Genomic DNA, 13,528 nt, shown 5'->3' with positions numbered 1-13,528 from the left:
GCAGCGAATTGATCTGCAGCACCAATTAGCCTGGACGAAGCTCGAAGATGCTTGGAACAGGCGGCCCGGCTCGAGCCATTGTGGCAGCCGCCGCCGCCCCCTGGTTTCCCGGCGAGTTCGACTGGGTCGTGGGCTGCACGCACGCCGACGTGCACGTGCGGGACACGCATCCGCACCCCAATCGGGGCCAACATGTCGGTACCCGCCGACGGGCTGCGGCGCTCCGGTGGCTTCGCGCCGGATCTCGGGTGCCGCAAGCTCGGATTCTTCGTCAGCGGCCGAGCACGGATCGGCGGCAAGGCTGAGAGCTGCAAGGAACCGGAATTCTGCATCCGGGCGCCGGCCTATTGCGATATGGAAAGTCTCCGAGATGGCCTTGTTTGACCGGCGGCTCCAGCTCCACGGGCTCGTCCGCAACGCAGCTCGGAAGACACCCCGGCCGTCCGCGTCGACGACCTCATATGCGAACGACCCGCTCGAATCATGGGCCCCAAACCAGCGCAACATTTCAGCCGACGGACACGGTTTTCGCAGGACGTCCGGAAGGCCGTTCGTCGCGGCTGTTCGACGCACCGGCTATATTAGAAGGTGTTAATAAGTTTTCGCCCAGCCTCATTCTCGCCGCAAACGGTAGTAGGCTTGCGTACATCGTCCACGAATGATCCAGTCATGTGGGTACAAGACGGTGTGTGGATAAGCAAGAAAGCGGAAATGCCTGCGTTTTACTTAGGGCGCGGGTGAAATGACAACAAAAATACGAAATGAACTAAGGATCAACCGTTGTTTTTACTAAACGGCAGGCTTGGCGGTGCATCCGCCGGAAGAGCTACGCTCGACTTCAATCCGGCTGCGGCTCGAACCGTTGAACACCTTGCGTGCGTCGGCAGCGACACCGTTCAAGGAATGGCCTGATGAGTATTCCCGTCGACAAAACTCTCCTTCGATGGCGAGTTCAACGTTAAGCTCGCTCGACAATAAGTCTGGGCGAGGACTTCCAAGGCTCCGCTACTTTGAAATCCGTTCGCGGTGCCCAACTGCGAGCATGCGATCTGTCGCGCGCCTGGCGACGCGCGGCAGTGGAATTCCCTGTTTTCAACGCCAAAAAGGATCACTGAATGGCTCTTTCCGCACCCGCAGGCTTTGCCTCCAGCGACCTCGTTTTCGAGGAAAACTTCTCCGGTACGGCGCTCGACAGCGACTGGCATAACTACCTCACCAGCAATGCCGCCAACGGCTGGCCATGGAACAGCAATGGATCGGGCGGAAGTGGGATGGGCAACCAGTTTAATGCCGAATACGATATGCCGAGCCAGGTGTCCGTGAGCAATGGGCTGTTGAATCTCACGGCAATCAAACAGCCCGTCAACGGCGTGGCTCAGGGGTCGGCACAGACATTCCCTGTCACGTCCGGCGCCGTCACCAGCTATGGCAACTTCGAATTCAATGGCGGCTATCTTCAGATCAGCATGAAGGCGCCGAGCGGCGACGGCGCATGGCCAGCCCTCTGGCTGATGCCCGGCCAAGGCGCCGGCAGCAGCGGCGACAATTACGAGATCGATATGCATGAGGGTGGATTTACCGGTTCGGGGCCGGCAGACCAGATGTTCTCCTGGCACCTTCACGCTGGTCCGTCAGGGACTTTCGGCGGCGTCCTCGACACCGGCATGGACCTCACGGCGGGCTTTCACACATACGGCATCAACTGGGATCCCGGTAAATCGATCACCTGGTATTTCGACGGGAAACAGATGGCTCAAGTGACCAGCGCACAGGTCCCGATCCCGAATGAACCGATGGAATTGATCATGAGCAATCAGGTCGCGAATTCCAACGCGGCCGGATGGCACACGGCTCTCGATAGCTCGACCCCTTCGTCGATGCAGATGCAGATCGATGGGGTTCAGCTGTATCAGAAGGCGGGCAGCGGCGACACCGTCACGGGTGCGAACGTCACTCCGCCAACCACTGGCTCGATCGGGACCGAGACTGGGTCTGGGACCGGGACTGTCCCTCCTTCCGGCGGCACCAGCGATGGCACCTTATACGGCACCAGCGGCGCCGATGTATTGCACGGAACCAGCGGCCACACGATGATCGGCTATGGCGGCAACGACACCTACTATGTCGATAATGCCAACGAGAAGGTGGTTGAGGCGGTGGGCGGCGGCAACGACAGTGTGCTCGCCTCGGTGAGCTATGCGCTTTCGGCCGGCTCGGAGATCGAGCTTCTCGCCACCAACAACCCGTCCGGCACGAAGGCGATGAGCTTCACCGGCAACGAGTTCGCCCAGACCATCCAGGGCAATGCCGGCAACAATGTCATCAACGGCGGCCTCGGCGCCGACGTCTTGACCGGCTACGGAGGCCACGATGCCTTCTCGTTCAATACTGCTCTTGGAGCCGGTAATGTCGACAAGATCACCGACTTCAAGCGCTCCCAGGATACGTTCCATCTCAGCGATACCGTTTTTGCCGGGCTTCAGCCGGGAGGGCTTCCATCCAAAGCTTTCTTTGTTGGTGCAGCCGCGCATGACAGCTCCGATCACATCATCTACGACAGTGCAACCGGGGCGCTGTCTTTCGACAGTGACGGGGCCGGCGGCGCATCTCAAATACAGTTCGCCAGCCTTTCCCCACATCTGTCGCTCAGCGCAGCCTCGTTCTATGTGACCTGAAGGACTACGCGGGAAAATAACAACCCGCGAGGGGCTGCCGTGGCCAAGCAATGACTGGATAAACAGCACCTCGAAGCAATGATCCCGACCGAAAACGGGAGCCGGTTTTCGGAGAAGATCATGCTCAAACAAAAGAGATGGAGTTCCATCCCGATGCCATCGGGATGGAACAGGCTCGAGTTGTGAGCTTTCTGTAGCTGTCCATTCGCACCGAACCGAGGAGACTGGAGTTACCAAGCTTCAGCACTCACCGGAGGGTCCGAATGAACATCCACAAGAATACCTGTCTGACGCCGTGGCGGCGAGAGGAACTGGCTCTTTCGGTCATCGAGGGACGTCTCTCCCAAGCCCCTTGCGGCGCTGCCTATGGTGTGTCGGCCAAGATCATGGCGCGTTGGGTGGAGCGGTCCAAGGGGCTCGCGAGACAGGCCTCGCGCTCCACATTGCATCCTATCCGCGGAGCACATGTGGAGCAACATCGAACAACCCTGGTCTGCCACATCACGCAAACCTGGCGTGGACGGCCCCCTTGTCGACCGCATGGCGTAGTCGAGCTGATCGCAGTCACCGGCCTGAAGCTGGGAGCGCGGTCGATGCCGCGACCGGCGAAAGGTATCAAGTGAGCGATGCCGAGATGGAGGCGTTCGACGATGTAAAGGCGACCCATTCCATCCGGAATGGAACTACACCATCCCTCCGAGATCAGTCGCAAGTCGGAGCGGTTGACGGGTGTCGTAGCCCGAGCTCCCTCCCCTGCGCAATAACACCAATGCTTGCAGGTGACGCCAATTTGGGAAACTATTGACCCCGCGAGGCCTCCCACCAGGTTGATTTGGTTCAGGCTGCCGCACCTGAATTCGTGGCGATCTCTAAAACCGACCTCGTTGTGCTGGGAAATACAAGTGCTGACGTCGCGGCGCTCATTCCTGAAGCTCTTTGGCGCCGTGTCGCTCGCGACATTCGGTCTGGCGAGTTATGCCCTCGCGATTGAGCCTCGGTTTCGACTGCGTGTCACTCACTACAAGCTCCTTCCGCCGCGCTGGCCGACGACTGCCAAGCCCCTGCGCATCGTCGTGGTCGCTGACATCCACGCCTGCGAGCCTTGGATGCCGGTTTCCAGGATCGATGAGATCGTCGCTGTTTCCAATAGCCTGCAGCCCAATATCATCCTTCTCCTTGGCGACTATGTGATGGGCGTGCTGCCGCGCTATGCCACCGGGATCGTGCCCGACACTGTTTGGGGCAATTCACTTTCGAAACTTTCCGCGCCACTCGGCTGCCACGCCATTCTCGGCAACCACGACTGGTGGCACGGTGTCGATAGCGTCCGCGCAGCCCTCGTCGACAATGGCATTCCGGTCCTCGAGAACACCGCCACGCTTATCCGTCAGCAGGATGGCCCAGCATTCTGGCTCGCCGGTCTTGGCGACCAGTGGGCCATGCAGTTTTCTCGCGGCGTGTACAAGGGCGTCGACGATCTGCCTGGAACAATGGCCGGAATACCCGACGACGGCAATCCGATATTGCTCCTTGCGCATGAACCGGACATCTTCATTACTGTCCCTGACCGTGTCAGCCTGACGTTATGCGGCCATACACATGGCGGACAGGTCCGCTTGCCATTCATCGGCCCCCCCATCATCAATTCAGCCTACGGACAGCGCTTCGCCTATGGGCATATCGTCGAGGGTGGGCGGCACATGATCGTATCCGGGGGTTTGGGCGTATCGTGGCTGCCGGTGCGCTTCGGCGTGTCGCCGGAGATCATGGTCGTCGATATCGGCCCCAAAACGTCCTCTCGTCCTGTCGACGAATGACATCTGCTGTCCCCAGAGAGACCTGCCGTCCGCGGACCGTTTCGCGTGAGGGTATTGATGGTCGTGTACATGCGGTCGGGGTTTCGCCGTGTTCCCATCGCCTCCAAGACGAACGCGGCGCAGTCCGTCATCCTTTCTCCGGCGGACGGAGTTCCGCTGATCCCTCTCGATTCCATTTGAATGCCATTGAGAAGGCGAGCCAGGCCCTCCGAAACGCCTTTCGTCGACATTCTCGGGACGGCCGTGCTTGGACGAAACCTCGTTTCGCGGATCGGCGGGCATGCTCCTATCGGGTGAGGCGGCGCGCGAACCAGCGTGTTAGGACTACCCCGAATTCCTGAAGGGGCCTGCGCCCGGCAGCGTGCTAGGACTGTTGCGCGCAATAGCGGATCAAAACCGTGACCCTGGACATACTCGGCCAGGCCAGGCCGAACACATTCGTTTTCGAAAACGGTGCTCTCATCAAAGCCACTGGCTTTCGGGAATACGACGCACGCTGGTGGTTTGGGCATCCAGACTGGGAGAAAGAGCCCGAACTCAACCTGATGCGCGTGCAGGCGATCGCATTGGGGCTTGGCACCATGATCCGACGAACGGGTGTAGCCCCAATCACCATCACTGGGCACTACCTCTGTAGCTCCCATCAAGAGGCGCGTTGCCGAACTCGTCAATGCCATAGCTGGCTTCGAGAAGTCGGGGCATTTCATCTTCAACCCGCCGATCGGGCGCGGCTAGGACGACGGCGCCTCACGGCGATAGCCGTTTGCGAGATGCTCGACCGCAGCTTGGGCAAGACACTCGCCGACCTTTACCGCGATCTGCCGCTGACCTTCAGCAGACCGACAATGTCGCCCCACTGCCCAGAGGGTGCCGTGCTGCGCCGCAATCCAGAGATCGGAGCCTACAACCAGACATTCTGAGAGGGACTGGACCATGTCGGACCGGATCATAAGTTTTGTCATGAGTGGCGGCGTCGGCTCACGGCTGTGGCCGCTCTCGCGCGAAGACAATCCCAAGCAATTTCACGATCTTTCGGGCGACGGTTCCATGCTCGCGAAGACTGTCGGACGCCTCAAGGCGCGGCCGGACGGCGAGCTGCCGATCTACCTGCTAGCTTCCGAACGGCATGCAGACCGCGTTCTATCGGATATCGGTCCGCTCGGTCTGAACGGCGGCAGGCCGATTTTCGAACCCGTCAGCCGCAATACCGCCGCTGCGGTGGCCATAGCCACCTTGCACACGATCTCCGAATATGGCGAGGACGCGCTTGTGCTCGTGGTCCCCTCCGACCATCAGATATCGACCGAAACGCAATTCTGGGAAACCGTCGAGGCGGGCATGCCTGCCGCCGATTCAGGAAGCATTGTCGTATTCGGCATCAAGCCGACGCACCCCGAAACCGGGTACGGTTACATCGAGGTTGCGGCAACTGGCGACGGAGTGGCCGCCGTTTCGCACTTTGTCGAAAAGCCCAATGCCGAGACGGCCCGCAACTATGTGTCTTCCGGAAGGTTCTACTGGAACGCCGGCATATTCCTGTTTCGTGCCGACACGATGCGGAAGGCATTTCTCGAGTTCCGGCCAGACATCTGGGACACCGCGGAACGGGCCCATAAGACTGCGCGGACCGACGTCTCGGGCATCTACCTGCCCCAGGGCCTCTACTCGGCTGTCCCGTCGACGTCGATTGACTACGCAGTCATGGAGCATGCACGTGGTATCGCCATGGTTACGGCTTCCTTCCGCTGGAACGACCTTGGATCGTGGCAATCGCTGCTCGAAGCCAGCCCGACGGACCGCGACGGCAATGTCGTAATGGGCGACGTTGTCGCCATGGATTGCGGCAACTCCTATCTCCGGAGCCAGGGCGGACTGCTGACAGTCGTCGGAATGAAAAATGTGGCGGTGGTGACGACACCGGACGCGGTTTTCGTCGCTCCTGTCAGCCACAGCCAGAATGTCAAGAAAGTCGTCGAACAACTCGAGATGAGCGGACGACTCGAGACGAAGTTCACGGCGTCGGAAGACCGGGTCATCATCAGCGGGTCATGGCGTAAGCGCGTCGAGCATTGGCTCTTCAACGAAACCCTGCCGCTGTGGTCCACTGCAGGTGTCGACGATGTGTATGGCGGCTTCCACGAGGCTCTCGGTCTCGATGCAAGGCCGCTGGGCAAACCCAAGCGCATGCGGACGATGGCTCGCCAGATTTACGCGTTCGCGGTGGCCAAAGAACGCGGCTGGGCTGGACCGGCCGACAAGCTCATCGACCACGGCATCGAGTTCATCGCCAAACACGGCCGCACCGAACGCGGTGGCTGGGTGCGCACCCTTAATTGCGACGGCAGCGTGGCTGACCCGACGGAGGACGCCTACGACCATTCCTGCGTGCTCCTGGCGCTTGCCCATGCTCACCGATGCGGCCATCAGGATGCCCTGCAGCTGGCACAAGAGACGTTCCATTTCATCGACACCCATCTCGAGGACGTCAGCCTGAACGGCTTCCTCGAGACCCCCGGCTGGAAGGGGGTGCGGTTCTCGAACCCGCACATGCACATGCTGGAATCCTTCCTTGCCTGGCATGGCGTCACCGGCGAGCGTGCATATCTCCGTCGGGCGGCACGCGTCGTCGATCTCTTCCGGTGCCATTTCTTCGATCAGGAGAGCTGGACGCTTGGGGAACATTTCGATGTCGATTGGCTACCGTTGCCGGGAGAGGAGGGACAGTGGACCGAACCAGGGCACCATTTCGAATGGGCCTCGCTCCTCATCGATTTCGCGCGGGCAAGCGGGCAGAAAGACTTGGCAGCCTATGCAAGGAAGCTCTATTCGTCGGCGATCGCCAGCGGATTGAACCGGGCCACGGGCCTGGCTTATGCAGCCGTGTCGCGGCAGGGAATGCCCTTCGACCGGCTCTCCCGCAGCTGGCCGCAATGCGAAGCCGTCAAGGCGGCCGTCGCCCTGGACGGCATCGGCGGGCCTGATCTGAAACCTGAGATCGAAGCTCGTGTCGCCCGCCTCTTCAAATGGCATATCGATCCCGCACCGCTAGGCTTGTGGATCGACAGAATTGACGAGCGCGGAAGGTCACTGGCGACGGAGGTGCCCGCGAGCATTTTCTACCACCTCGTGACGGCCTTGATGCAGTATCTGGACAAGACCGCAGGGCAAGTCGAACCTTTCCCGCTGCCAGCTTTGGATGTGAGCAAGACCGTTCCAATGCAGGTTTACGGCTGACCCAACCGTCCGCCATAGCTCCGTGTTGGTGAAACGATCAATAACGAAACTAGTACAAGATAGGGAGGAATACCCATGAAAGTGACAATACTGGCAAACTATGCACCCCAGGCCTATAAGGGATTGATACAGGGCTCAGACCGGGAAGCTGCAATCAAGGCGCTTTTTGAAAGCGTTGGCGGCAAGGTGTCCGGCATGATGTTTACTCGCGGCGCCTATGATATTGTCATCAATGCTGAGGTTCCGGACCAGGCTGCTGGGATGGGTCTAGCATTGGCGGTGCGGGCAAGCGGCTCGGTAAACGACCTCGTTGTCCTCGAAGAACTCGACATGAAGGCGGTGCTCGCAGTTGCCAAAAAGGCTGCCGGCGTTTACAAGCCCGCCGGCTGATTGGACTGGCTGTACATTGAAGGCAGCACGGTTCCGATTGAACGCGCCGTGCTGCCAAGTCTCAAGGAAAGACACGCTGGGGTTTCGGAAAGCCGAAGCAGGCGCGGCATTGGTTCTGCTTCGATACCGCGCCGACAGCGAACGCGCCCGGCTCAGGCGGTCAGAAACGGAGGTCATGCCGAGTTAATTTTGGAATGTACACCCTAGAAGGTGCGCTTGACGGATCGGCGAGGTCCGGTTTTGTAGAGGTTTCTTGTCGGAGCGCTTCTTTATCTAATCGGAGCGCGACAAGGCAATCGAGATCACATTGTCAGTATCTGTTTCAGGTAGCTCGAACAGCATTGGCAAAATTGGCTGCTCGGGCGGCGTTCTCATGATCACCGTCCCCAAGCGAGCTCGGATTTTACGACTTTCCAGGAGACCTATGGTCCTGAGGCACCGGGCGGAGCTAGCCGTTACTTCCCTACACCCTGTGCGCCGCCACCAATCTCGCGTAGAAGGGCCCTGGCCGAACCTGGCCCTGCGACGTGAGAACTCCATGCGAATAGTGTTGCCTGTCCTGTTGCTCGGCGCCGCCCTCGCCAGCCTGTCGCCCGCCCGGGCAGCGGCCGGCGATTGCGGCGATGCCGCCGCCCTGGTGCAGCAGGCCTATCCCAAGGCCCGAAAGAGCGCCGACGGCGCCTCGTTCACGCTTGTACCCCATACGAGCATCGCCTCAACGCTCCCGGAGAGCGATGCGCCATTCGGCCTGGCCTGCAAGATCTGGCCGGCTCATGACGACCTGCTTTTGGTCGCGGTACCGCTGATCGACAGCGCTAACAGCGACCACCTGCATGTCGGCGACATCGAGCTACTGGTCGTCGATAGAAAGAGCCTGCGGGTGCGCCAGCGCCTGCTCCAGCCTGGACTGATGACCGATGATGCCATCGCGATCCGTAAGGTGGAATTCGACACCGGCCGCTATGCACTGGCCCCTGAGGTCACCGCCTTCGGCCTGCGCATCGAAATGGCAAACCATTCGCAGGCTACTCCCTTCACTGAAACCGACCTGCGGCTCTATGCCGTCGCCAGCGATGCGCTGCGCTTGGTGCTCGACGGCCTCGTGGTGGCCGGCCATGGCGGCGATAGCGATGCCAGTTGCGCCGGATCGTTTCATTCCAGCCAGGTCAGCCTGGCGATGAGCCCGGCGCGCCACCACGGCTATCGTGACATCATTGCGGTCGAGCGGACGGATACCGACAATCCCTCCCCCGACAAGGATGGCGAATGCCAGTCCCATCCCGCCAAGTCTGTGAAGCGGACCTACCGGCTGCGCTATGACGGCAACCGCTATCTGGTTCCCGCGGCACTCAGGGTGATGGGGTTGTGACGCCGCCGCACACGTCCCTGCCTTGGTTCGTCAATGTGATCAATTCCAGTTGAATGGGTATCGACCATTAATTCTCTCGTGGTAGGAGGCGCTCAAGGGGGCTCTTCCCAAAGGAGCTGATGATTTGTGGTGGTCAAGATTCAAAAGGGGTTTTGCAGGAACGTGGGACGACAGACTTGACGGGCTATTCTCCGCAAAGGTCGACTACGCCGGAAAATCCATTCTCGATGTTGGCTGCAATATGGGTGTTGTCGCCTATGAGATATCCAAGCTGAAACCCAGCTCGATCCACGGGATCGACATTGCCAAGCCGCACATCGAGACCGCAAAAATGTTATTGAGTGGCTCCCCGGTACATGCCAGGTTCGATCGCCTGAATCTTGGCAGCCGGCGCCTCGGCAATATCCTTCTACCCAAATACGACATCGTCCTGCTACTGGCCGTCTACCAGCACATGCAGCGCAACATCGGCCCGGGCAAGGCGCGAAGGGTGCTTTCCAATATTGTGAGGCGCACCTCGAACGTTGTTGCCCGCGTTCCGCCTGGAACGGATGGCGAATTCATCGAAACGCTCTCTGACGAGGGGTTCCAGGTCAAGAGCACTCACACATCCCCTCTTGGTAGTCATGTGCTCGTGCTTGAGAAACCTGCCTTCGGAAATCCGCAGCCATGATGACACATTGCTTGTGGTAATCTGCCTCTTCAACATCCCATGTGCCAGCAGCGGGCGCAGACCCGCTGCCTGCCTGCAACTCGGCCCGGGCAACGCCGATTCGCCGGCAGAAAGCATCTTGCGGATGGACCTCGCGACAATGCCGTTGATATTGAGGGCCGCGGCTGCGGTGTTCTCTGCCACTGCCTTAACAGACTGGATGCGCCCGTTGGCGCAGGTGACGAATACCAATTTTGGCCGTCACGGCGAGAGCACTGGCCGTCCCGACTGCGGTCAGCGCGCCGCGCGTTATCGAAATTCAGCCATGTGCGCTATCAGCTCGCAGGCGCCCGTCCAGCGCTCTGGCTCAGGGCACCGGGCGAGTGAACAGGGTTCGGAATAGCTCCTCAGCACGCCGCAGTCCTTCATCTGTCAGAACCACTGACTTCGCCTTGTTTGCCGGATTCGCGATCAGCCCCTTCTCGTGCAAGCGATCCAGAGCATTCCAATCCAACCCCTTCCAGGCGCGCCTCTCTTCATGCAGCGTCAGCCAAAGCAGGCCCATAACGGCATCATCCTTGTCGGTGTCGATATCCATGCAAGCAGTTTAACACGCGAAAGCGCCGCTGCCGCGATCCACACCGTAGGGTTATTCCTCGCGCAACGGTTCGCCTGAAAATAAATGCTTCACCTAGGCGTCGCATGCGCGACGGCGTCATTTGGGGGGACGAGCCGGGACGGGATCGGAGTTCATCATGATGCCTAAGCGGCCGTAGCAGCGTTGCCGCTGGCAATGAAATGCGGATTGGCGAAATCCTCGTCGTCGCTCTGGTTGCGCTGCAGGCGAGCGGCTGACCGTCCAGCGTACGCGTCATGCCGCCGGCAGCGCGCAGTACCACGTCACCCGCCGCAGGGTCCCATTCCATAGTGCGGCCGAAGCGCGGATACGTTTTGCGGGACGCTTTCTTTTCCGACCCGCTCTCCGACCGCAGAAGTCCCAACCTTGCCAGAGGTGAATTTTTGGGCCCTGAGCGGTTAATCGCGGAGCGCATTCCGGGCCACAACCGACTTTGCGACATCCCTTCACTGATTCACTGCCCGTCTAGCGCCAGAATGCGAAATCCGCTGTGAGGGTCGGGGCCTCGCAACAACCGCTCAAGGTCGTTCCGACATTGCAGGGCTGACGTGTTTTCATCGAGCCAAGACTGACTCTGGTACCGTGCCGGGAATGAGCTATAGTTCACATACTAAGGCGGCCGGGCGCTTGCACAATGGCTGGACTGGGTGAACAGATTGCGCGTCAGCAGCGCACCATGGGACCGCTCCTGGTGGCGGCAGTGGTCATCGGCCTTGTCGGTCTGCCCGTCGCAGCCTGGCTCGACCTCCGAGACTTATCGGAACGGATGCTGCGCAGGCAAGCCAGCGAAATCAGCCGCATCATCGACGAAATGCGCGGATTCTACGGCAGCGACGTCGTGGGACGCGTGCTGCAAGCTAACGGCGCCGTGACTGCGACGCACAACTATCGGGACGTGCCAGGCGCGATCCCTATTCCAGCAACCCTCTCGATCGAACTCGGCAAGCGCATCAGCGCTCACGACGGCTCGGTCAAATACCGGTTCGTCTCGGATCTGCCTTTCAAAGGTCGCGCGCCCCACCAGCTCGATGCGTTCGAGCGGAATGCAATCTTGGCTTTGCGCGCCAACCCGAAGGAGCCGATCATCGAGGTCTCGGGCTCACTGTTTGACCGGCAGGTCCGCGCCGCGGCCCCTGTCATAATGGGACAAGTGTGCGTGACCTGCCATAACTCACACCCGGACAGCCCCAAGACGGACTGGAAGGTAGGGGATGTCCGAGGGATCCAGGAGATATCAGTCAATCAGCCTATCGCTGCGAACGTCCTGACCTTCAAGTATCTGCTCCTATATTTCGGTTTCGCGGCGGCGGCGGGCCTGACGTTCATTCTCCTGCAGCGTCGGCAGTCCGCGTTGATTCAGGGCATCAACAAGGAGCTATCGGAGGCAAACGACTTCCTGGCCGCGATTTCATTGAAGATCGCCAAATACCTTTCGCCTCAAATCTACAAAAGCATCTTCAGCGGCCAGAAGGACGTCACCATCGCGACCGAGCGCAAGAAGCTCACGATCTTTTTCTCCGACGTCAAGGATTTCACCGCGATCGTGGAACGGCTCCAGCCCGAGGACCTGACGCTTCTCCTCAACGAGTACTTCACCGAGATGTCGACGATCGCGCTCAAACACGGCGGCACCGTCGACAAGTTCATCGGCGACGCGCTTCTTGTGTTCTTCGGAGACCCCGAGACGCAAGGCGTCGAGGAAGACGCGAGAGCCTGCTTGCGCATGGCTGTCGACATGCAGCGTCGGCTGGAGCAGTTGAACAGGGTGTGGCATGACCGCGGAGTTGAACGGCCCTTCCGAGCTCGCATGGGCATCAACACGGGCTATTGCAATGTTGGGAACTTCGGTTCCGATGATCGGATGGACTACACGATCATTGGAGCCGAAGCGAACTTGGCGGCCCGGCTGCAGTCGATTGCCGAGCCCGGCGGCATCTGCCTCAGCTATGAGACTTATGCGCTCGTGCGCGACCTTGTCCGGGCGCGTCCGTTAGCCCCGATTGCCATGAAGGGGATCAGCCGGGAGGTTGTCCCCTACGAAGTCGAGGGCCTCCTGGGTGAACTCGCCCAGCGCCCTCAGGTCATCAGCGAGCATGCGACTGGTCTCGACTTGTTCCTCGATGTTGAGGCAATCGACGAGAACGGGGTGGAGCGGGCGAAGAAACGACTTTCGGAGGCGCTCCTGGCCTTAACCATCCGAAGCAAGCCCGCCGCATTGTAGGTTCTTGAACGTGATCCAATCTGGACCGTGGCCAGCCAAGTAAAGTCCGGTTCAACACCGTTCAGCCGCGCCGGGTCCCGGCCAGGAGTTCGCGCGCATCATCCTCGTTGGTCATCAGCGCCGTCAGGGCCGAGGCGTCGATGAACATCAGTCATTCTCGTACAGGCTGTCGCGAAACGCCTTGTCGGCGGGCCTGCCGTGATCAGGCTTGCCCCGGGCTCGCAGATCACGGCAGAACCTGACGCCGATCTCTACGAGGGACGGTCTAGCCTGTTCGCGCTCAAGCTCATGCTTGAGCGCGGCATGGACGGCCTCTGTCAGACCAGTCCTCTTAAGTGCGGCGACCCGGCGGGCCAGTGCGTCGGTCTCGGGATTTTTGATGTGGAACGCCATCACTCGCTCGTATAGCGTATAGCCGTTCAAGTGTATCGTAAGCGCTGTTGTGGGACCACCTTTCGGGAGTGGTCGTGATCTGTGAGGTTGCCGGTTCTGCATTGGGATCGGAGATCGGCTTGTGTCTGGACTTGACCTTA

At 60.1% G+C, this 13,528-nt stretch carries 9 protein-coding genes and 3 pseudogenes; 9 read left to right on the top strand and 3 right to left on the bottom strand.

The genetic code is table 11. The annotated features are described in order from the left end of the window. The first annotated feature begins 1,115 nt into the window (after positions 1-1,115). The 8 genes and pseudogenes from NKI17_RS34105 to NKI17_RS34070 all read left to right on the top strand — a co-directional run bounded on the left by NKI17_RS34105 (position 1,116) and on the right by NKI17_RS34070 (position 10,158). The gene (locus NKI17_RS34105) at positions 1,116-2,675 is read left to right on the top strand and encodes a family 16 glycosylhydrolase (RefSeq protein ID WP_352699719.1); all 1,560 of its coding nucleotides are present in this window, start codon (positions 1,116-1,118) and stop codon (positions 2,673-2,675) included. A 263-nt stretch (positions 2,676-2,938) separates the two neighbouring features. Next, a pseudogene (locus NKI17_RS34100) lies at positions 2,939-3,106 on the top strand (IS481 family transposase); the annotation flags it as partial. 474 nt (positions 3,107-3,580) lie between these two features. Next, a complete protein-coding gene (locus NKI17_RS34095) occupies positions 3,581-4,492 on the top strand; it encodes a metallophosphoesterase (RefSeq protein WP_502894699.1) in 912 nt (303 codons plus the stop codon). Positions 4,493-5,134: 642 nt separating this feature from the next. Beyond that, positions 5,135-5,358, top strand: a pseudogene (locus NKI17_RS34090) (phosphomannomutase/phosphoglucomutase); the annotation flags it as partial. 67 nt (positions 5,359-5,425) lie between these two features. After that, positions 5,426-7,726 carry an AGE family epimerase/isomerase gene (locus tag NKI17_RS34085; RefSeq protein ID WP_352907571.1) on the top strand — a complete coding sequence of 767 codons (2,301 nt, stop codon included), beginning with the start codon at positions 5,426-5,428 and terminating at the stop codon, positions 7,724-7,726. Between the two features lie 75 nt (positions 7,727-7,801). Next, positions 7,802-8,116: a GYD domain-containing protein gene (locus tag NKI17_RS34080; protein ID WP_352907570.1), complete on the top strand. Its 315-nt coding sequence runs from the start codon at positions 7,802-7,804 to the stop codon at positions 8,114-8,116. Positions 8,117-8,678: 562 nt separating this feature from the next. Next, positions 8,679-9,485, top strand: coding sequence for a PA3715 family protein (locus NKI17_RS34075; RefSeq protein ID WP_352907569.1), 807 nt, complete (start codon positions 8,679-8,681; stop codon positions 9,483-9,485). A 124-nt stretch (positions 9,486-9,609) separates the two neighbouring features. Then, on the top strand, positions 9,610-10,158 hold the full coding sequence (locus NKI17_RS34070; protein WP_156948240.1) for a class I SAM-dependent methyltransferase: 549 nt from the start codon (positions 9,610-9,612) through the stop codon (positions 10,156-10,158). 346 nt (positions 10,159-10,504) lie between these two features. Here NKI17_RS34070 and NKI17_RS34065 read toward each other — a convergent pair whose 3' ends face one another. Together NKI17_RS34065 and NKI17_RS34060 are read right to left on the bottom strand one after the other, a co-directional pair. Continuing rightward, a complete protein-coding gene (locus NKI17_RS34065; protein ID WP_352907568.1) occupies positions 10,505-10,735 on the bottom strand; it encodes a DUF6429 family protein in 231 nt (76 codons plus the stop codon). 164 nt (positions 10,736-10,899) lie between these two features. Continuing rightward, positions 10,900-11,087 (bottom strand): annotated as a pseudogene (locus tag NKI17_RS34060) (inositol monophosphatase family protein); the annotation flags it as partial. A 321-nt stretch (positions 11,088-11,408) separates the two neighbouring features. Between NKI17_RS34060 and NKI17_RS34055 the strand changes: the two are divergent. After that, a complete protein-coding gene (locus NKI17_RS34055; RefSeq protein ID WP_352616530.1) occupies positions 11,409-12,995 on the top strand; it encodes an adenylate/guanylate cyclase domain-containing protein in 1,587 nt (528 codons plus the stop codon). A gap of 147 nt (positions 12,996-13,142) precedes the next feature. Here NKI17_RS34055 and NKI17_RS34050 read toward each other — a convergent pair whose 3' ends face one another. Continuing rightward, a complete protein-coding gene (locus NKI17_RS34050; protein ID WP_254820584.1) occupies positions 13,143-13,388 on the bottom strand; it encodes a type II toxin-antitoxin system VapB family antitoxin in 246 nt (81 codons plus the stop codon). Positions 13,389-13,528: the final 140 nt, after the last annotated feature.

Origin of the sequence: Mesorhizobium sp. M0816 (assembly GCF_040320005.1) — a bacterium.
GTDB lineage: Bacteria > Pseudomonadota > Alphaproteobacteria > Rhizobiales > Rhizobiaceae > Mesorhizobium.
Note: the sequence above shows the minus strand (reverse complement) of the source record. Positions and strands in the feature narration are given on the sequence as shown.